Source organism: Amycolatopsis suaedae, assembly GCF_004214935.1.
Lineage (GTDB): Bacteria > Actinomycetota > Actinomycetes > Mycobacteriales > Pseudonocardiaceae > Amycolatopsis > Amycolatopsis suaedae.
This window is the reverse complement of record NZ_SFCC01000001.1, coordinates 622162-641722: the sequence shown is the minus strand read 5'-3', so window position 1 is coordinate 641722 and position 19561 is coordinate 622162. Positions and strand designations below refer to the sequence as shown.

Sequence of the window (19561 nt, the reverse complement as noted above, 5' to 3'; positions counted from 1 at the left end):
CGATGAGCAAGCGGCCGCCCGCGCACCCCGCCGACAGCCACGACCTGATCCGCGTACACGGCGCGCGGGTGAACAACCTGAACGACATCAGCGTCGAGCTGCCCAAGCGCAGGCTCACCGTGTTCACCGGCGTCTCCGGGTCCGGTAAGAGCTCGCTGGTCTTCGACACGATCGCGGCCGAGTCGCAGCGGCTGATCAACGAGACCTACAGCGCGTTCCTGCAGGGGTTCATGCCGACGCTCGCCAGGCCCGAGGTCGACGTCCTGGACGGCCTGACCACGGCGATCATCGTCGATCAGCAGCGGCTGGGGTCCGACCCGCGGTCGACGGTCGGCACGGCCACCGACGCCAACGCCATGCTGCGCATCCTGTTCAGCAGGCTCGGCGAGCCGCACATCGGGTCGCCGCAGGCGTTCTCCTTCAACGTCCTGTCGATCAGCGGTGCCGGTGCGGTCACGATGGAGCGGGGCGGCACGACGACGAAGGAGCGCCGCGAATTCAACATCACCGGCGGCATGTGCCCGCGGTGTGAGGGCAGGGGCAAGGTCTCCGACATCGACCTGACGCAGCTCTACGACGACTCGAAGTCGATCGCGGAGGGCGCGTTCACCATCCCGGGCTGGAAGTCCGACAACCGGTGGACAGTGGGCCTCTACGCGCAGTCGGGATTCCTCGACCCGCACAAGCCGATCCGCAAGTTCACCAAGCGCGAGATGCGCGACTTCCTGCACAAGGAGCCGGTCAAGGTCAAGGTCGACGGCGTCAACCTCACCTACGAAGGGCTGATCCCGAAGATCCAGAAGTCGTTCCTGTCCAAGGACAAGGAGGCGATGCAGCCGCACATCCGGGCGTTCGTGGAGCGGGCGGTCACGTTCGGCGTGTGTCCCGACTGCGACGGCACCAGGCTCACCGAGGGAGCGCGGTCGTCGAAGATCGACGGGGTCAGCATCGCCGACGCGTGCTCGATGCAGATCACCGACCTGGCCGAGTGGGTTCGCGGGCTGAAGAAGCCGTCCGTGGCGCCGCTGCTGGAGAAGCTGCTGCACACCATCGAGTCGTTCGTGGAGATCGGCCTGGGCTACCTGTCGCTGGACCGGCCCGCCGGGACGCTGTCGGGTGGTGAGGCGCAGCGGGTCAAGATGATCCGGCACCTCGGGTCGTCGCTGACCGACGTGACCTACGTGTTCGACGAGCCGACCATCGGCCTGCACCCGCACGACATCCAGCGGATGAACAACCTGCTGGAACGGCTGCGCAACAAGGGCAACACCGTGCTGGTGGTGGAGCACAAGCCGGAGACGATCGCGATCGCCGACCACGTGGTCGACCTCGGTCCGGGAGCCGGCACGGCGGGCGGAACCGTCTGCTACGAGGGCGATCTGAAGGGGTTGCGGGCCAGCGGCACGGTCACCGGACGGCACCTCGACGACCGGGCCAAGCTCAAGGAGTCGGTGCGCACGGCGTCCGGTGCGCTGGAGATCCGCGGGGCGAACGCGAACAACCTGTGCGACGTCGACGTGGACATCCCGCTCGGGGTGCTGTGTGTGATCACCGGGGTCGCCGGTTCGGGCAAGAGTTCGCTGATCCACGGTTCGATGCCGGCCGACGCGGGCGTGGTGACGGTCGACCAGACGGCGATCAAGGGGTCGCGGCGGAGCAACCCGGCGACGTACACCGGTCTGCTGGAGCCGATCCGTAAGGCGTTCGCCAAGGCCAACAACGTCAAGCCCGCGTTGTTCAGCGCCAACTCGGAGGGTGCGTGCCCGGCCTGCAACGGCGCCGGGCTGATCTTCACCGAGCTGGGGTTCATGGAGACCGTGTCGCGGACCTGCGAGGAGTGCGACGGCAAGCGGTTCCAGGCGGCGGTGCTGGAGTACCGCTTCGGTGGCAAGGACATCGCCGAGGTGCTCGGCATGTCGGTGCTGGACGCGCGGGAGTTCTTCGCCGAGGGCGAGGCTCGCACGCCCGCCGCGCACGCCATCCTGGACCGGCTGGCCGACGTCGGGCTCGGCTACCTGAGCCTGGGGCAGCCGCTGACGACGCTGTCCGGTGGTGAACGTCAGCGGCTGAAGCTGGCCACCCATATGGGTGAGAAGGGTGGCGTCTACGTCCTGGACGAGCCGACCACGGGTCTGCACCTGGCCGACGTCGAGCAGTTGCTCGGTCTGCTGGACCGGCTCGTGGACTCCGGGAAGTCGGTGATCGTCGTCGAGCATCACCAGGCCGTCATGGCGCACGCCGACTGGATCATCGACCTGGGCCCGGGTGCCGGTCACGACGGCGGCAAGGTCGTCTTCGAGGGCACGCCGGCGGATCTGGTCGCGGCGAAGTCGACGTTGACCGGTGAGCACCTGGCCGCCTACGTCGCCTGACAGCCCCTCTCGGCGCCCCTTGCCCAAGCGCCGATAAGCGACATTATGTCAAGTAGAGGCGGCGGGTCCTCTCCACCGCCCAGCACGTGAAGGCCACCTTCGGCAGGTGGCCTTCACGTGCTTCGGGCCCCTCGCTATGCTGGTGCCTTCAGCGGATCTTGGTCGCGGTGTCCACTTCTTCCCGCGCCGACTCGAATCCCTTTCCCGAAAACCCCTGGGGTCGAACCGCGCCCACCTACGCACAGAACGGAGTGACCCATGGCCACCAGCAGGATCACCGACGGCACCGAACGAGCGCTTCTGGAGAACATGCTCGACCGCAACCGCGAAGCCCTGATCGCGACCGCCCGCGGTCTGTCCGAGGCCGACGCGCGCCGCCGGCTCGTCGCGTCGCTGACGACGCCGATCTCGGTGCTCAAGCACGCCGCGGCCGCCGAACGGATCTGGTTTCAGCGGTTCTGGGCTGGCCTGGAGGAATCCGAGTGCGACGGCTACGCGAAGCGGGACGTGGGCACGTTCGCGGTGGCCGACGACGAGTCCCTGGCCGACGTGATCGCCGAGTTCGAGCGGGCCAGCCGCCGGTCGCGGGAAATCGCCGCCCGCTTCGACCTCGACGACACCAGGGAGATCCCGGACGAAGGCACGATCAGCATGCGGTTCACGCTGCTCGCCATGATCGAGGAGTTCGCCCGGCACGCCGGCCACGGCGACATCCTGCGTGAACAGCTCGACAATCCGCTCACCTGAGCCGTCGTCACGAGCTGCCACTCCCCTGTGCCGCGTTGACGATCAGCTCCAGTGCGTCGACGAACGCGTGCTGGTCCACGGTGTCCGGGTCCAGGTGGGCCAGTGTGGCGATGCCGTTCTCCAGTGCCAGCACGTAGAGGGCGAGCCGGTCGGGGTCGACCGGCAGGCCGCGTGCCTGCCGGTCGATCTCCGTCGCGTACCAGGCGCGGGTGCGGCGCTCGTGCTCGGCGAGCCTGCCCGCGACGGCCGGGTTGCGCAGGGCGTAGAGCCGGAACTCGGCCAGCAGCAGGTAGCGGCTCCGGTCGGCGAACCGGTTGCCTGCCAGTTCCCGCAACGAACTCAGTGCCCCGCCGACGTCGCCTGCGTTGATCCGCCGCCCGTGTTCGATGTCGTTGTCCAGCCAGCGGTCCAGCACGGCGAGGAACAGTTCGTCCTTGCCGGTGAAGTTGCGGTACACCGCGCCGCGGGTGTAGCCGGCGTGACGGGCGATCTGCTCCAGCGAAGTCTGGCCGAAGCCGTGCTCGGCGAACACCTCCTCGGCCGCGTCCAGGAGTTCGTCCCTGGTGCGGGCCGCGCTCTCCTTGCGGGTCAGCTTGCGCATGCCGTTCACCTTGACTCCCCCGTTCGGATACGTCAACGTATCTGAAAAAGCTTCACGAGCGGAGGGCCCGGTATGCGCAAGCTCCTCGCACTCGCCACGGCGGTGGCCGCGGTCGCGGCGGTCGTCGCCGCCACCCGCCCCCAGCCCGCCGAGGCCAGAGCCACGGCCGAACCGTTCCTGTGGGGCGTGGCCACCGCGGGCTTCCAGTCCGAGGGCGACGCACCGGACAGCAACTGGCGCCGCTACGCCGAGAAGAAGGAGCCCTACCGGCAGGCCGTCGACTTCCGGCACCGCTACGCCGAGGACATCGCCAACGCGGCGGCCATGGGTGCCAGGGTGTTCCGGTTCAGCGTCGAGTGGGCCAGGGTCGAGCCGCGTCCGGGTGTGGTCGACGAGGCCGCACTGGCGTTCTACGACGACGTGGTCGGCAAGATCCGTGCGGCGGGCATGCGGCCGATGATCACGCTCGACCACTGGGTCTACCCCGGCTGGGCGGTCGACACGGGTGGCTGGACCACCGACGCGATGATCGATCGCTGGCTGACCAACGCCCGGCGCGTCGTGCAGCGCTACGCCGGCGCGGACGCGCTGTGGATCACCTTCAACGAGCCGACGGTGTACGTGCAGATGGAGCTGACCAACGGCGGCATCAAGGTGTGGGAGGCGCCGGCGATGTTCGACCGCCTGGTGCGCGCACACCGCGCCGCCTACGACATCGTCCACGAACTCGACCCTGGCGCGCCGGTGTCGAGCAACGCCGCCTACATCCCGGCGGTGCAGCCGGTCCTGGACGCGTCGTTCCTCGACCGGGTGCGGGACAAGCTGGACTTCGCCGGGCTGGACTTCTACTACGGCGCGAGCCTGGACAACCCGACGGCGGTGCACGCGGCGGCCGGCGAGTTCTGGAAGGTCAAGCCGCAACCGGACGGCCTGTACTACGCCCTGCGTTACTACGCCCGCAAGTTCCCTCGGCTACCGCTGTACGTGGTGGAGAACGGCATGCCCACCGACAACGGCAAGCCGCGCCCGGACGGCTACACCCGCTCCGACCACCTGCGTGACCACATCTACTGGCTGCAGCGCGCGAAGGCCGACGGCATCGACGTCATCGGCTACAACTACTGGACGATCACCGACAACTACGAGTGGGGCAGCTACCGCCCGCGCTTCGGACTGTACACAGTGGACGCGGCGACCGACCCGGCGCTGACCCGCAGGCCGACCGACGCCGTGGCGACCTTCCGGGAACTGGTGGACGGCGGCGGTGTCACCGCCGGGTACCGGCCCAAGCAGGATCCCGGCCTGTGCTCGGTGGTCGACGGTCTGCACAGCTGCCTGCACCCGGCCAGGCTCGGCCCGGTGGCACCACTGGGTTAGAACTCGATGTACATGACGTGCAGGCCCACCCGGCCCAGCGTCGGGTGGGCGAACGCGCCGGGGACCGTGCCGACGATGCTGAAGCCGAGGCGTTCGTAGATCCGCACCGCGGCGGTGTTGGACGCGGCGACGGCGTTGAACTGCATCCCCGCGTAGCCTGCGCCGCGTGCCCAGTCCAGCGCGTGCGCGCACAGTGCCGCGCCGACGCCGCGTCCCCTGGCGTCGGCGGCGACCATGAAGCTGGCGGTGGCGACGTGCGCGCCGGGGCCGGGCCGGTTGGTGCCCATCTTGGCGGTGCCCACCAGGCGGCCGCCATCGAGTGCGACGACCGTGCGGCCGGGTGGCGTCTCGATCCAGGTGTCGCGTGCCTGGTCCTCGGTCATGCCGGGGTCGTAGGTGTAGGTCTCCCCCGCTCGCACGATCTCCCGCACGATCGGCCAGACGTCCGGCCAGTCGGTGCCGGTGAACTCCCGGATCTCCACGCCGGCACGCTACCCCGGGGCACCGACGACCACGGTGGCGCCGGTGTCGTCGTCGGCGATCACCTCCGCGGTGAGCCCGCCCGCGGTGAACGCCTCGGTGAGCGCCGGTGCCTGGGCATCGCTGGTCTCGATCAGCAGGTGCCCGGCGGGGGTGAGCCAGTCGCGGGCGGCGGCGGTGACCCTGCGCTGGATGTCCAGCCCGTCCGCTCCCCCGTCCAGTGCGGTGCGGGGCTCGTGGTCGCGGGCTTCCGGTGGCATGGTGGCGACCGCGCCGGAGGGAACGTAGGGCGTGTTGGCGACGATGAGGCCGACGCGGCCGCGCAGGGCAGGTGGCAGTGGTGCGTAGAGGTCTCCCCGCAGCACGGTGGCGCCGGGCAGGTTGCGGCGGGCGCAGTCGACGGCGGCGGGGTCGATGTCGACCGCGTACAGCTCGACGGCCCCCAGGGCGGCGCCGACGGCGCCGGATCCGCAGCAGAGGTCGACCACGACGGCGCCGGGCGTGACATGCCGCAGCGCGATCGCGGCGAGGAACTCGGTGCGGCGGCGGGGAACGAACACGCCGGGGTCGACGGCGATGCGCAGGCCGCGGAAGGCCACCCACCCGACGACGTGTTCGAGTGGCTCGCCCGCCACGCGCCGGGCGAGCATGGCGTCCAGGGTGGCCGGGTCGCCGGCGGCGCCGAGCAGGACCGCGGCTTCCTCCTCGGCGAAGACGCAGCCGGCGCGGCGCAGGCGCTCGACGAGCGTGTCGGTGTGCATGATCCCCAGCATGTCAGCCGCGCCGGGCCGGAAAGTGCTCACCTGCTGAGTACTTTCCGGGTCAGACTGGGCCCATGCGTGCCGATCGTCTCGTCGCCGTGCTGTTGCTGATGCAGGCCCGCGGCCGGGTGACGGCCGCCGAGCTGGCCGCGGAGCTGGAGGTGTCGGTGGCGACGGCGCGCCGGGACCTGGAGGCGCTGTCGGCGGCGGGGGTTCCGGTGTACCCGCAGGCCGGGCGCGGCGGCGGGTGGTCGCTGGTCGGTGGCGCGCGCACCGATCTGACCGGGCTCACCGGGCCGGAGGCGCGGGCGTTGTTCCTGCTCGCCGGACCGTCGGCGGCGGTGGCGCCGACGGTCAAGTCGGCGCTGCGCAAGCTGGTGCGGGCGCTCCCCCAGACGTTCCGGGCCGACGCCGAGGCGGCGGCGAATGCCGTGCTGGTCGACTCGGCCAGGTGGGGCGAGTCCGACCGGGAGCGGCCGGCACTGGTCGAGTCGCTGCAGGACGCCGTCGTGCGGCGGGTGCGGGTGGAGCTGACCTACGCCGGGCGCAAGCGGGAGCGGACGACGCGGCTGGTGGACCCGTGGGGCCTGGTCGACAAGGACGACATCTGGTACCTGCTGGCCGGCACCGACGCCGGGCAGCGGACGTTCCGGGTCGACCGGATCGTCGAGGCCGCCGTCACCGGGATTCCGGCGCGGCGGCCCGACGACTTCGAGCTGGACCGGGCGTGGCGGCAGGTGGTGGACGAGGTCGAACGGCACCGGTCGCTGGAGTCGGCGACGGTGCTGGTCGACGCCCGGTTCGTGCACGTGCTGCGGGACCACTTCGGACGGCACTGCGAGGTCGGCGAGACGCAGGCGGACGGCCGTGCCCGGGTCCGGGTGGCCGCGCCGACGCCGTTGTCGATCGCGCAGCTACTGGCGGGCTGGGGTGCCCAGATCGAGGTGGTGGACTCCGAACCGGTGCGCGAGCAGCTGGCCCGCATCGGTGCCGAGCTGACCGCCCGCTACGCGGCGGGCCTGCCGAACCAGCGGGACAGCTGATCGTCGAGGTCGCGTTGATCGTCGCCGAGCCAGGCGACGTACCCGTCGGGGCGGAGCAGGACGGCCGGAGCGTCCAGGTCCGCGGTGGGATCGGCGTGGTGGTCGACGCGGTCCGCCCAGCCTTCGGTGGTGAGGCGTCCGGTGCGGTCCAGCAGCAGACCGCGGCCGCGACGCAGCAGGCGGTAGAGGTTGCCCTGGCCGACGTCGATGTCGCGCAGGCGGCGGCCGAGCAGGTCGGGGCCGGCACCGAAGTCGTAGCGGACGCCGAGTGCGGTGATCTTCTCGATCAGGTACCGGTTGACCTCGTTGAAGTCCATCAGTTCGGTGAGCAGCCTGCGCACGGCTCGCGGGCCCGGTCCGGTGGCCGACAGTTCCTGCTGGGCGCGGGTGTTGTCCAGCACGGCTTCGGCGACCGGCCGCCGTTCGGCCTGGTAGGTGTCGAGCAGGGTGGCCGGTGCCCAGCCGTGGACCCGCGCGGCCAGTTTCCAGCCGAGGTTGACCGCGTCCTGAATGCCCAGGTTGACGCCCTGACCGCCGGTGGGCGGATGGATGTGCGCGGCGTCGCCTGCCAGCAGAACCCGGCCGGCCCGGTAGCGCTCGGCCAGCCGGGTGGCGTCGCCGAAGCGGGACAGCCAGCGTGGCGAGTGCACGCCGAAGTCGGTTCCGGCGACGGCGCGCAGTTGCCGCCGGACGTCGTCGAGCGTGGGTGGTTCGGCGCGGTCGCTGACGTCCGTGGCGGGGACGACGACGCTGTGGCGGCCGTTGCCGAGTGGCCTGAGCTGAAGCCGCGGCTCGGCGAGGGCGCTCGTCGTGGCGATGACGTCCTCGTGCGGCACACCGACTTCCAGCTCGCCCATCAGCGTGTCGTTGCGCGAGGGTTCGCCGGGGAAGCCGATGCCGAGCAGCTTGCGCACCGTGCTGCGGGCGCCGTCGCAGCCGACCACGTACCGCGACCGCAGCCGCCGGCCGTCGGTCAGCCCGACGGTCACGCCCTCGTCGTCCTGGTCGATGCTGGTCACCGCGCACCCGCGGCGGACTTCGGCGCCCAGTGCGGTGGCGTGGTCTTCGAGCAGCCGGACGAGGACCGGTTGCGGGATGCCCAGCAGGTAGGCGTAGCTGGAGTCCAGCCCTTCGGGTGCGGGTTTGCCGATGGCGGCGAAGAATCCGGCGGCCGGGCGCCTGCGTCCCTGTCCGGCGATGCGCTCCAGCAGTCCGCGCATGGCCAGCAGCTCGATGCTGCGGATGTGCAGGCCGACCACGCGGGCGAAGGACACCGGCTCGGTTTCCTTCTCCAGAACGAGAACCCGCACATCGTGCAGCCGCAGTTCCGCGGCCAGCATCGCGCCCGTCGGCCCGCATCCGGCGATGATCACGTCGTACACAGGTGGTGCCTTTCGGGAGTGCCTTGGCGGCGCTCCCGGCGACACCTACATCTGTCGCCCGGCCGTGACGGGAACGGGGAGCACCCACGTCGATACTGCGTTCATGGGTCTCACCTCCTCCGGTGGCGTCACGGCCGCCGGTGACGTTACCAGCCCGGCGCGAGGACGCCGATGACCGCGGTGGCGGCGGACACGATGGTCAGCCACGCGGCGGGGAGGTACAGCTTGGCCTCGTCGCCGGCCCGCACGTGGGCGATCACCGCGCCGATGAGCAGCAGCGCCAGTCCCGCGGCGGCGGCGATGCCGAGCGGCCGCCAGAACAGGCCGACGACCAGGCCCGCGGTCGCGCCGATCTCCAGCGCCCCGATCGCCTGATAGGCGCGGACGGAGAAGCCGAGGTGTTCGGCGCTGTCGACCATGCGCTGCTGGCGCAGCACCTTGGTCAGCCCGACGAACAGGAACAGCGCGCCGAGCACGAGGGACATGACGACGAAGGCGATCTGCATGAACGACTCCCCAAGGTCGTGTAGCACTTGATAGTGAAGTCATACACTAATCTAGACTGGCGGCATGAGCCAAGCCCCGTCCGCCCGCGACATCGTGGCGCTGCTGTTCGCCACCTCGCACCAGCTCTGCCTGCGATCGGACCGCCTGCTCGGCGCCACCCTGGGCCTGTCGGAGGGGCGGGCCCGGCTACTCGTCGCCGTCAGCGAGTTCGAGCCCGCCCGCATGGGCCTGCTGGCGCGGCAACTGGGCGTCACGGCGCGCTCGGTGACCGGCATGGTCGACGCACTGGAACGGGACGGCCTGCTCGTCAGGGACCCCGATCCGGAGGACCGCCGGGCGACGCTGCTGCGCCTCACTTCCCACGGGCGCGCGTTGATCGACAGGCTGCTCGACGCTCAGCACCGCTCCGCCGACGAGATGCTCGGCGCACTGTCCAGCCAGGACAAACACGAGCTGTTCCGCCTGCTCACAGAGGTGCACAAGCGCGCCGACGGTTGACCGTACAACGTACGGTACGATTTACGGCATGCGGATTCTGGTGACCGGTGCGACCGGCAACGTGGGCAGGCTCGTCGTCAACCACCTCCTCGCCGCCGGGGCGAACGTCCGTGCCCTCACCAACGACCCGAAGCGGGCGGCGCTGCCCGACGGCGTCGAAGTGGTCGAGGGCTTCCTCGGCAGGCCGGACAGCGTCCGCCCCGCCCTGGCCGGGGTCGAGCGGATGTACCTGGCGCCCTATCCCCGTACCGCGCCGGAAGTCCTGGCCATGGCGAAGGAAGCCGGCGTGCGCAGGGTCGTCGACTTCTCCTCCGCCCAGGCCGTCGACGAGGCAGAGCGGGACCCGAGCACCTGGTACTTCCTGGCGGTGGAGAAGGCCGCCGAGGCCTCCGGTCTGGAGTGGACACACATCCGGGCGGGCGAGTTCATGACCAACACGCTCGACTGGGCCGAGCAGATTCGCACCACCGGGATCGTGCGCAAGCCCCACGGCCGCGCGGCGACCGCCATCATCGACATGGACGACATCGCCGCGGCCGCCGCGACCGTGCTGCTCGAAGACGGCCACGGCGGCAAGCTGTACAACCTGACCGGCCCGGCCGCCGTCCCGCGCGTCGAACTGGCCAGGCAGATCGGTGCGGCCATCGGGCGCGAGGTGCCGTTCGAGGAACAGCCCCGCGAGGAGGCACTGGCCGAGATGCGGCCGTTCATGGGCGATTTCGCCGAATGGTACGTCGACGGCATGGCCGCACTGGTCGACAACCCCGAGCCGGTGACCCCGGACTTCACCCGGATCACCGGCCGTACCGGCACGACGTTCGCCGAGTGGGCCGCCCGCAACGCCGACAGCTTCCGCTAGACCAAGGCGGGCGGCGTCCAGGTCGCGTGCCGCATGATGACCCGGGCGCTGGCGCTGGGCGGGGACAGCCGCAGCGCCAGGTCACGCAGCGCGACGGCCGCCGGGTTGGTCAGCCGCTGACCGAGCCGCCCGGCCTGGCGTGCGGCGCGGGCGACGGCCTGGGCACGGGGACGGCGCCGGGCGTCGTAGGCGGCCAGCGCCGTCTCGACGCCCGGTTCGGCCGCCAGCGCGGCGGCCAGCGTCACCGCGTCCTCCAGCGCCTGGCAGGCGCCCTGGCCGAGGTTGGGCACCATCGCGTGGGCGGCGTCGCCGAGCAGCGCGACCCGGCCCGCGGTGAACGCGGGCAGCGGCGTGACGATCTCGTGGATGTCGTGGTGCAGCACGGCACCCGGGTCCGTCGCGGCCAGCAGCCGGGGAATCGGCTGATGCCAGCCGCCGAACCGGCGCCGCATCTCGGCAAGCGGGTCCGCGTAGCGCACGCCCGCCGGGGCGGTCAGCACGGCATGCCACTCGGCGCGGCCGTCGGCGAGGCGGATGTGGCCGAACTCCGCTCCCCTGCCCCAGGTCAGCTCGAAGTCGCTGCCCGGGTCGATCTCCTCGGCGGTGATCGCCCGCAGGACGGTCGATCCACTGTAGACGGCCCCGGGATGGCCGGGGAACAACTGCGCCCGCAGCCCGCTGGCGACGCCGTCGGCCGCGACGACCAGGTCCGCGTCGCCGACGGCGTCGACCGTGTGGATCTCCGTACCGATCGACAGGACTCCGTCGGGCAGCGCGTCGCGGAGCACGCGGTGCAGCACCGACCGCGCCACGCCGAGGATCGGTGAGCCCAGGTCCCGCTCCAGCGCCGCGCCGTCGAGCCGAGCCAGCAGCCTGCCCTGCGGTGTGCGGGTACCGGCGTGGCGCTGGGGACGGCCGGCGGCGCGAACCTCGGCTCCGACGCCGAGCGCGTCGAGTGCACGCAAGCCGTTGGCGTGCAGCGAAATGGCCGCGCCGACATCGGCCAGTTCGGCCGCGCGCTCCACGACGGTGACCTGCCAGCCCACCCGCCGCAGGCCGATCGCCGCCGCCAGTCCGCCGATACCGCCACCGACCACCACCGCCGTGCCTGCCATCGCCACCCCTTCTACAACCTGTAGTAGAGCGTAGCGGTCAGAGCGACTCCGGTAGGCCGAAGGCCGCGAAGACGTCCGGGTGGAACACCGAGATCTCGGTCACCACACCGTCGCCGATGCCCAGCACGGTCAGCCCGAACGGCGCGAACGCCGGCATGTCCGGGGTCCGGACGTACATGCCGAACGCCGGCTGCCGGTTGGCCGCGGTGGCCACCGCGCGGCAGCTGATCGGTGCTTCGCCGTGGAACAGCGGCTGCCAGGCCCGCACCACGGTCGCGCGGCCGCGGTACCAGATCGGGTCCGGCGTCATGTTGCCACCGGCCCACGGCTGCTGGCTGCAGCGCACGTCGTCGCTCAGCAGTTCGCCGAGTGCGGCGTCGTCGTTGCGTTCGATCGCGGCCAGGTACCGGTCCAGCACCGCACGGTCCTGTTCGGACGGTGTACCGGCCGTCCACTCCGAACGGGCCCGCGGCAACCCGCCCTGCAAGGTCTGCCGGGCCCGCTGCAGCGCGCTGTTCACCGACGCGGTGCTGGTGTCGAGCAGGTCGGCGACCTCGGCGGCCCGCCAGCCGAGCACGTCCCGCAGGATCAGCACGGCCCGTTGCCGGGGCGGCAGCTGCTGGATGGCCGCGAGGAACGCCAGCTCGATCGTCTCCTTCGCGACGACCCGCGCGTCCGGACCGGCCTCCGGCGACTCGACCTGGTCCAGCAGCCGGTCCGGGAACGGCTGCAGCCCGGCCACCGCCGCGGGTGGCGGAGCGCCGTCACGCAGCGATCCGGCCAGCGGATCCCGCGGCCGCCGGTCCAGCACGTCCAGTCCGGCGTTGGTGGCGATCCGGTACAGCCAGGCACGAAACGTCGACCGGCCGGCGTAGGTGCCGCGCTTGCGCCAGGCCCGCAGGAACGTCTCCTGCACCAGGTCCTCGGCCTCGTCGAAGGACCCGACCAGCCGGTAGCAGTGCACCCGCAGCTCGGTCCGGTAGCGCTCGGTCAGCTCGCTGAACGCCCGCTGGTCACCCGCGGTGGCCGCGGCGACCAGGGCGCTGTCCTCGGTGGTCATCGGTCATCCAGTTCGGTCAGCCTGCGGGTCAGGAACCGGCGTTCGGTGTCGGTGGGGGCCAGCGCGAGTGCCTCGGTGTAGGCGGCGCGTGCCTGTTCGGTCCGGCCGAGCCTGCGCAGCAGGTCGGCCCGGGTGGCCGGGAGCAGGTGGTAGCCGGGCAGGTCGGCGGCGACCTCGTCGACCAGCGCCAGGCCGGTGGCGGGGCCGTCGGCCATGCCGACCGCGACGGCATGGTTGAGCCGGACCACCGGGGAGGGCACCATCCGCCGCAGCCGCAGGTAGAGCGCGGCGATCTGCGGCCAGTCGGTGTCGGCCGCGGTGGCGGCGGTGGAATGGCAGGCGGCGATGGCGGCCTGTACCTGGTACGGCCCCGGCCGTCCCCGGCGCAGTGCCGACTCCAGCAGCCGCGTGCCCTCGGCGATCTCGCCGGTGTCCCAGCGGTCGCGGTCCTGGTCCTCCAGCGTCACCAGATCACCGGCGGCGTCCAGGCGCGCGGCACGCCTGGAGTCCTGCAACAGCATGAGGGCCAGCAGGCCGGTGGTCTCCGGTTCGTCCGGCATCAGCTCGCTCAGCAGCCGCGCCAGCCGGATCGCCTCGCCGCTCAACCCGGTGCGCACCAGGTCGGCGCCCGCGCTGGCCGAGTAGCCCTCGTTGAACAGCAGGTAGAGCACCCCGAGCACGGCCGAGGTGCGTTCCGGCAGCAGGTGCGCGGGTGGCACGCGGTAGGGAATGCGGGCGTTGTGGATCTTGCGCTTGGCCCGCACCAGCCGCCGCGACATCGTGGCCTCGGAGACGAGGAACGCGCGGGCGATCTCGCCGGTGGTCAGGCCCGCCAGGGTGCGCAGCGTCAACGCGACCTGCGCCTCCAGCGTCAGCGCCGGATGGCAGCAGGTGAACATCAGCCGCAGCCGGTCGTCGGTGACGCCGCTGGTCGCGATGTCGGCCAGTTCCTCATTGGCCGGCTCGCCGTCCCTGGCCAGCATCGCCACCTCCCGCAGCTTGGCCGCACCCACCGCCTCGCGGCGCAGCCGGTCGGTGGCCCGGTTGCGTGCCGTGGTGGTCAGCCAGGCGCCGGGCCTGCGGGGAACGCCGTCGCGCGGCCAGTTGCGCAGGGCCTGGGCGAAGGCCTCCTGCGCGCATTCCTCGGCCAGGTCCCAGTCCCCGGTGACGCGGATGAGCGTGGCCACCACCTGCCCCCACTCGTCGTGGAACGCCCGCGCGACCGCGGCCTCGACCTCGTCGGTCAGCCCAGCCAGAGCGGCCTCACCTCGATCATCCCGAAACCGGCCACCGGGTGCCGGGCCGCGATCCGGATGGCGTCGTCGAGGTCGTCGGCCTCGATCACGCAGACGCCGCCGATCTGCTCCTTGGTCTCGGCGAACGGCCCGTCGGTGAGCAGCACGGAGTCCTCACGCACGCGGACGGTGGTCGCCTCGTCGGCCGGCCGCAGCACCGCCCCCTCGATCAGGACGCCCCGGCGGGTCATCTCCTCCGCCCAGGCCATGGCGTCCTCGGCGTGGCAGATGTCCGCGCTCGACTCCACCTCGCCGGTGTCCTCGCCGCCGATCAGCAGTACGTAGCGCATGGGCTCCTCCTCCGTTGCCGGTCCCGTCCTACCACGCCGACGAACGCCGGGGGCGCAAACCGACCGGTCAGCGGTCGGCGTCGAGCGCGGCGACCAGCCGCAGCATCGTGTCCCGCACCGTCGTCAGCTCCTCGGCGGTGAACGACGAGCCGATCCGGTTGGCCCACGGCTGCTGTGCCAGCGAGATCCGGCGGACCGCCCAGTACCCGGCCTCGGTGCAAGCCAGCAGCTTGGCGCGCTGGTGGGCGGGATTCGGCCGGTACTCGGCCAGACCCCGGTCGACGAGCAGGTCGGCGACCCGCTGCACGCCCTGCCGGGTCATGCCCATCCGCCTGCCGATGTCGGCCACCGTGCGTGGCTCGTCGAGGATGCCGCCGAGGACCTGCCACCACGACGCCGTGATGTCGCCCTCGGCCGCCAGCCCCTGTGCGACCTCCATGAACCGGCCGTTGAGCTGGAACGTCGCCATGATGACGTCGGTCAGCGCGGCCGCCTCGGCGGTGTGCGGCTGCGCCCGCGGCCACTGCGAGCGGGGTGGAACGGCGGTCATGCGGACGCGGCCCGCATCAGCACCGGGAACGCGGACTGGTTCCCCTGGTGGAACAGGCCCTCGTAGGCCGCCAGGGTGGGCTCCGACGCCAGCCCGAGACGGCCCAGCACCGCGCGGGTGAACTGCACCGGCGACTGCGGACCGGCGGTGATCAGGTCACCGTCCACGACGGCCCGCTCGTCGACGTAGTGCCGCCCGCCTGCGTAGCCGGTGGCGGCGAGGTACTCGGCCGCGGCGCTGGTGTGCCTGCGGTCGTCCAGCAGTCCCGCGCGGGCCAGCCCCGCCGTGGCACCGCAGATGGCCGCCACCGGCACCCCGGCGTCGAGGAACCGCCGGGCCACGTCGGTGTACTCCCTGCCGCCGCCGACGTCCCAGAGTTCGGCGCCGGGCATGACCAGCAGGTCGCTGGCCGCCGGGTCGAGGTCGGCCAGCGCCAGGTCGGGCCGCACCCGCAGGCCGCCCATCGAGGTGACCGGCTCGCGTGTCGCGGCGACCGTGACGACGTCGAACCGGACGCCGGTGAACCGGCCCGTGCGCAACTCGGCCAGCAGATGGGCGGGCTCCCAGTCGGCGTAGGTGTCGTAGATCAGAACATGTGCGGTAGGCATGTGCAACATGTTGTCATGTTGACAAGGTGTTGTCAATTTGGGCGAGGGCTTCCGGCAGGCCGGCCGGGTCGTCCTCCGACGTCGCCCAGGCGACGTAGCCGTCCGGGCGGACGAGCAGCGCGGTGAACTCGTCGTGGGACGGGCAGCGCGCGCCGACCACCCGTACCCGGTCGCCGTGCCCGTTCACCGCGGAGCCGAGCCGCGGGGAACCGGCGAGGTCCAGCAGTACCGCCCGGCCGTCGCGCAGCAGCACCGGCAGCGGATCGGCGCCCACCAGCTCCAGCGGAGGAACGAACCGGCCCACCGCCGGATGCGCCGAATCCGGCGCGTAGTCGATGTCGTGGCCGTTCACCAGCTCGACGAAGTGCCGCTTGGCGGCGGGGATCGCCAGCACCTCGCCCAGCACCTCCCGCAGCGCGGCGACCTGCGGGCCCGGGCGCATCAACGCCACCTGCGCCCGGGTGTTGCGCAGCACGCGCCGCCCCACCGGATGCCGTTCGGCGGTGTAGGTGTCCAGCAGGGACTCCGCGGCCAGGCCACGCGCGACTAGTGCCAGCTTCCAGCCGAGATTGGCCGCGTCCTGCAGCCCCAGGTTGAGCCCCTGCCCGCCGATCGGCGAGTGCACGTGCGCGGCGTCGCCGGCCAGCAGCACCCTGCCCTTGCGGTAGGTCTCCGCCTGCCGGGTGTTGTCGCTGTAGCGGATGCCGACCTCGAACTTCGTGATCACCGCGTCGATCCCGCTGACCCGGCGGATACTTGCCTGCATCTCCTCGGCCGTCACCGGCGCGTCCCGCTGCCCCGGTCCGCCGTCGAACTCGATGGTGGCGATCTCCCCCGGCACCATCGACACGTTCAGCAGCCCGTTGGGACCGTGCACCGACGAGGTGAGGGGGTCGGACAGCTCGGCCACGGCCGTCCGGCCGGTCATCGTCGCCGGCGTGCCGGGGAAGTCGATCCCGGCCCGCTTGCGCACGGTGCTGCGACCGCCGTCGCATCCCACCAGGTAGGCCGCCCGCACCTGCTCGCCGTCCTCGAGCACCGCCCGGACCGCGGTGCCCTCGTCCACCACGTCGACGACCCGGCAGCCGGACCGGATCCGCGTCCCCAGCCCCGTCGCCCAGTCGGCGAGGATCTCTTCGAGCAGGTGCTGCCTGACGACGAAGTGGGCGGCGGCACCGGACGGCGGCGCGTCGTCGACCAGTGGCAGCCCGCCGAAATGCCCTCTGGCCCGGCCGCTCTTGAGCATCTGGACCAGCACGTCGACCTGATCGTGCCCACCTGCCGCGGCGAACTGGCCGAACAGCGCCGCCTGCGTTTCGGCCAGCGGCTCGGTCAGCCCACGCAGCCGCAGCAACTGCGTCGTGCGGTCGTTGAGCCCGCGCAACCCGAGGCTGCGCGTCCTGCGCTCGCCCCCTTCGGCCGCCTCCAGCACGAGGACGTCGGCCCCGCCCAGCCGCAACTCGCCTGCCAGCAGCAGCCCGGTCGGGCCGCCGCCCACGATCACCACATCCGTCACCCTGACCTCCTACAGCGTATATTTACACTGTACATATCGAAGAAGGGGAGCGAGATGCCTCGACGAGAGCCGTTGAACCGCGACAAGGTGCTCGACGCCGCCCTCGCGCTGGCCACCGCGGAAGGCCTGGACGGGCTGTCGATGCGCAAGCTCGCCAAGAGTCTCGGCGTCGAGGCGATGGCCCTGTACAACCACGTCGCCAACAAGGCCGACATCCTCGACGGGCTCGCCGACCGGGTGTTCGCCACCATCGACCGGCCCGACCCCGGCCTGCACTGGGCCGAACGGGTCCGGGCGACCGCACTGAGCCTGTACCGCGTCCTGCGGCACCACCCGGTGGTACCGCTGGCGCTGGTCACCGACCAGGCCAACCCCACGACGCTGCGGGCGATGCAGCCAATGGACGACCTCATCGGCGCGCTCTACGAAGCCGGTTTCGACGACGACGGCGTCCGCCAGACACTGGGCGCGCTGCACAGCCTCGTCTTCGGGTCGCTGTTGCTGACCACCGCCGGGTTCGCCCGCGAGCAGAGCAACCGGGCCGAACAGGAGCAGATGGAGCCCTACATCCGCCGGGTCAACCCCGCCACGCTGCCGAACTTCAGCCGGGTCCTGCCCGCGCTGTCGGCCGGCGACCCCGAGCAGGACTTCACCAGGGCACTCGACCTGCTGATCACCGGCCTCCTCGACGCCGCGCCGGCAGGGCGTCAAGGCTCGTGAAGGCCACCTCTATTACGTGTGACGTCAGGGTCCCGGCAAAGTCAGGTGGTCCGGAACGCGTCATTCGCGTTCCGGAAGACGAGACTCGCGTTCCTGAACACGAGACTCGCGGTGAATGGCCCGGTGGCACAGGTGGGTTCACGAGCTGGGACGCCGGGTCCGGATGGTGAGTGTCGTGTTCGGGAACGCGAATGACGTGTTCAGGAACGCGAAACTCGTGCTCCGGCCCGGGGCGGTCGCGCGAACGGTCCGTTCGGCCAGCCGAGGGCAGGCTGGTCTCGCTACCTGGGACCGGTGTGCCGGGCAGTGGGATCAGGTGGGCGGGAACGTGCAACTCGCGGGTCCGGAACGGTCGACTCGCGGGTCGGGAACGGAGGACTCGCGCGAACGGCCCGTTCCCGCGGGCGACCGGCACCACGTGAGAACCCCGATCCACATGGTGAGTTCTGCGCTCACGCACGCGAGTTCTGCATTCCGGCACGCAAGTTCTACATTCCGGTACACGAGTTCCACGCTCGAGACCAGCCACCTCGCCTGCCCGCGACCCGACTTTGCCGGGACCCTGACGTGAGACGTGGTGAAGGTGGCCTTCACGAGCTTCGGCTGAGCCTGGGTCAGCGGGCCGACAGCAGCGCGCGCAGGTGCTCGGGCAGGCGGGTGAACTCCTCGGCGTCGACCCGGTCCCGTAGCGCCGTGGCCAGTTCGGCCAGGCCGGTCGCCCGGGTGGTCGCAGCCGTGGCCTGTTCCACGGCCTGCCGCCGGGCCGACTCCGCCGCGCCCAGGTCGCGGTTGAGCTGGTTGATCGTCGAGTTGATCTCCACCATCGCCCGGCCGTGACCGGCGCGTTCCCGTTCGCCCTCCTCACGCAGCCGCCGCGACTCGGCGCGGGCGTCCGACAGTGCCCGCTCGTGCCTGGCCCGCGTGTCCTCGGTCTGCGCGCGGTGTTCCTCGGCCTGCGCGGTCAGCCGCTCCCGTAGCTCCCGCTCGACCGCCGTCGCGCGGGAGCGGTGCTCCTCGAGCTGCGCCCGCGCGGCCGCCAGCTCGGCGGTGGCCGAGGCCAGCGACCGGTCGAGTTCCGCGGCATGCGCCGCGACCGCCTCCGCGCGCGAGGTCGCCCGTGACAGCTCTTCCTGCAACGTGACCGCCCGGCCCTCCGCGCGCTGCCGGGCAGCGTCGGCCTCGGCGCGGGCACGCCGCTCGGCGTCGCGCTCCTTCTCCGCTTGCGCCCTGGCGGCCAGTGCCTTCTCGGCGACGCGCGTCGCTTCGTCCGCGTCCGCCTTCGCCGTGGCGGCGGCAGCGTCGGCCAGCCCTCGCAGCCGCCGCTGTTCCTCGGCGTCCGCGCGAGCACTGTCCCGGGCAGCCAGCGCGTCGGCCACGGTCGAGTCGAGCTGCCTGCCGACCGCGCTCAGCGACTCGGCCAACACCCGGGCCGGACCGAGCGCGGCATCCACCTGCCTGCCCAGCTCCGCCACCGCGCCGTCGTCGACCGGCTGCCCGTCCTCCCGCAGCGAGTCGACGTCCACCAGTGCCGCCTCGGCCTCCCGGCAGGTCAGGTTCCGGCTCCCCCAGGTCTTGCCGTCCTGACAGAACCGCGCCCGGTTCCCCCGGCCCGACACCGCCGGAAGCGCGGCACCGCATCGCCGGTAGCCACACACCCGCCCTGACTCGTCTTCCTGCACGTCAGGAGCCTATCATCACCAATTAACTATCTCAAATTCGAATTAAACCAGGCGATATCAGAACAGAGTCACGCTGCTGGGTTGTGATAACGTCCCATATC

At 71.7% G+C, this 19561-nt stretch carries 20 protein-coding genes; 7 read left to right on the top strand and 13 right to left on the bottom strand.

The annotated features are described in order from the left end of the window. Nucleotides 1-2 precede the first annotated feature (2 nt). Together EWH70_RS03000 and EWH70_RS02995 are read left to right on the top strand one after the other, a co-directional pair. Nucleotides 3-2372 carry an ATP-binding cassette domain-containing protein gene (locus tag EWH70_RS03000; RefSeq protein ID WP_130473613.1) on the top strand — a complete coding sequence of 790 codons (2370 nt, stop codon included), beginning with the start codon at nt 3-5 and terminating at the stop codon, nt 2370-2372. Between the two features lie 258 nt (nt 2373-2630). Then, a complete protein-coding gene (locus EWH70_RS02995) occupies nt 2631-3119 on the top strand; it encodes a DinB family protein (protein ID WP_130473612.1) in 489 nt (162 codons plus the stop codon). Nucleotides 3120-3126: 7 nt separating this feature from the next. Here the strand turns inward: EWH70_RS02995 and EWH70_RS02990 are convergent, their stop codons facing one another. After that, nucleotides 3127-3720: a TetR/AcrR family transcriptional regulator gene (locus tag EWH70_RS02990; RefSeq protein WP_130473611.1), complete on the bottom strand. Its 594-nt coding sequence runs from the start codon at nt 3718-3720 to the stop codon at nt 3127-3129. Nucleotides 3721-3792: 72 nt separating this feature from the next. Between EWH70_RS02990 and EWH70_RS02985 the strand changes: the two genes are divergently transcribed. Further along, nucleotides 3793-5097 (top strand): family 1 glycosylhydrolase, encoded by a 1305-nt coding sequence (locus EWH70_RS02985; RefSeq protein WP_130473610.1) that lies wholly within the window; start codon nt 3793-3795, stop codon nt 5095-5097. On the opposite strand, the gene EWH70_RS02980 is transcribed toward EWH70_RS02985, so the two are convergent. Together EWH70_RS02980 and EWH70_RS02975 are read right to left on the bottom strand one after the other, a co-directional pair. Continuing rightward, entirely contained in the window at nt 5094-5579 is a 486-nt protein-coding gene (locus tag EWH70_RS02980) for a GNAT family N-acetyltransferase (RefSeq protein ID WP_130473609.1), read from the bottom strand. The two genes, EWH70_RS02985 and EWH70_RS02980, sit on opposite strands and share 4 nt — an antisense overlap. A gap of 9 nt (nt 5580-5588) precedes the next feature. Further along, nucleotides 5589-6338, bottom strand: a complete 750-nt coding sequence (locus tag EWH70_RS02975) for a putative protein N(5)-glutamine methyltransferase (RefSeq protein ID WP_205669016.1) — start codon at nt 6336-6338, stop codon at nt 5589-5591. Nucleotides 6339-6412: 74 nt separating this feature from the next. On the opposite strand from EWH70_RS02975, the gene EWH70_RS02970 reads away from it, so the two are divergent. Further along, a complete protein-coding gene (locus EWH70_RS02970; protein ID WP_130473608.1) occupies nt 6413-7381 on the top strand; it encodes a helix-turn-helix transcriptional regulator in 969 nt (322 codons plus the stop codon). Here EWH70_RS02970 and EWH70_RS02965 read toward each other — a convergent pair. Both EWH70_RS02965 and EWH70_RS02960 read right to left on the bottom strand, forming a co-directional pair. Then, on the bottom strand, nt 7345-8763 hold the full coding sequence (locus tag EWH70_RS02965) for an FAD-dependent monooxygenase (protein WP_205669005.1): 1419 nt from the start codon (nt 8761-8763) through the stop codon (nt 7345-7347). The genes EWH70_RS02970 and EWH70_RS02965 overlap by 37 nt on opposite strands. Nucleotides 8764-8909: 146 nt before the next feature. Next, a complete protein-coding gene (locus EWH70_RS02960) occupies nt 8910-9269 on the bottom strand; it encodes a DoxX family protein (protein ID WP_130473607.1) in 360 nt (119 codons plus the stop codon). Between the two features lie 64 nt (nt 9270-9333). Between EWH70_RS02960 and EWH70_RS02955 the strand changes: the two genes are divergently transcribed. After that, entirely contained in the window at nt 9334-9768 is a 435-nt protein-coding gene (locus EWH70_RS02955) for a MarR family winged helix-turn-helix transcriptional regulator (protein ID WP_130473606.1), read from the top strand. 28 nt (nt 9769-9796) lie between these two features. Further along, nucleotides 9797-10627 carry an NAD(P)H-binding protein gene (locus EWH70_RS02950; RefSeq protein ID WP_130473605.1) on the top strand — a complete coding sequence of 277 codons (831 nt, stop codon included), beginning with the start codon at nt 9797-9799 and terminating at the stop codon, nt 10625-10627. Here EWH70_RS02950 and EWH70_RS02945 read toward each other — a convergent pair. From EWH70_RS02945 to EWH70_RS02915, 7 genes are all read right to left on the bottom strand, one after another. Then, nucleotides 10624-11742, bottom strand: coding sequence for an FAD-dependent monooxygenase (locus EWH70_RS02945; protein WP_130473604.1), 1119 nt, complete (start codon nt 11740-11742; stop codon nt 10624-10626). The two genes, EWH70_RS02950 and EWH70_RS02945, sit on opposite strands and share 4 nt — an antisense overlap. 37 nt (nt 11743-11779) lie before the next feature. Then, a complete protein-coding gene (locus EWH70_RS02940; protein ID WP_130473603.1) occupies nt 11780-12802 on the bottom strand; it encodes an RNA polymerase subunit sigma-70 in 1023 nt (340 codons plus the stop codon). After that, the gene (locus tag EWH70_RS02935; protein ID WP_130473602.1) at nt 12799-14049 is read right to left on the bottom strand and encodes an RNA polymerase sigma factor; all 1251 of its coding nucleotides are present in this window, start codon (nt 14047-14049) and stop codon (nt 12799-12801) included. The genes EWH70_RS02940 and EWH70_RS02935 overlap by 4 nt, the downstream gene beginning before the upstream one ends. After that, the gene (locus tag EWH70_RS02930; protein WP_130473601.1) at nt 14046-14387 is read right to left on the bottom strand and encodes a YciI family protein; all 342 of its coding nucleotides are present in this window, start codon (nt 14385-14387) and stop codon (nt 14046-14048) included. Before EWH70_RS02930 ends, EWH70_RS02935 begins: the two co-directional genes overlap by 4 nt. A 67-nt stretch (nt 14388-14454) precedes the next feature. Then, entirely contained in the window at nt 14455-14937 is a 483-nt protein-coding gene (locus EWH70_RS02925; RefSeq protein ID WP_240686757.1) for a MarR family winged helix-turn-helix transcriptional regulator, read from the bottom strand. Beyond that, a complete protein-coding gene (locus tag EWH70_RS02920) occupies nt 14934-15545 on the bottom strand; it encodes a DJ-1/PfpI family protein (RefSeq protein WP_205669004.1) in 612 nt (203 codons plus the stop codon). The genes EWH70_RS02925 and EWH70_RS02920 overlap by 4 nt, the downstream gene beginning before the upstream one ends. 13 nt (nt 15546-15558) lie before the next feature. After that, a complete protein-coding gene (locus EWH70_RS02915) occupies nt 15559-17061 on the bottom strand; it encodes an FAD-dependent monooxygenase (protein ID WP_130473599.1) in 1503 nt (500 codons plus the stop codon). 54 nt (nt 17062-17115) lie between these two features. On the opposite strand from EWH70_RS02915, the gene EWH70_RS02910 reads away from it, so the two are divergent. Further along, nucleotides 17116-17781 (top strand): TetR/AcrR family transcriptional regulator C-terminal domain-containing protein, encoded by a 666-nt coding sequence (locus EWH70_RS02910; RefSeq protein WP_130473598.1) that lies wholly within the window; start codon nt 17116-17118, stop codon nt 17779-17781. Nucleotides 17782-18395: 614 nt separating this feature from the next. On the opposite strand, the gene EWH70_RS02905 is transcribed toward EWH70_RS02910, so the two are convergent. After that, nucleotides 18396-19460, bottom strand: coding sequence for a coiled-coil domain-containing protein (locus tag EWH70_RS02905; protein WP_130473597.1), 1065 nt, complete (start codon nt 19458-19460; stop codon nt 18396-18398). Nucleotides 19461-19561 lie beyond the last annotated feature (101 nt).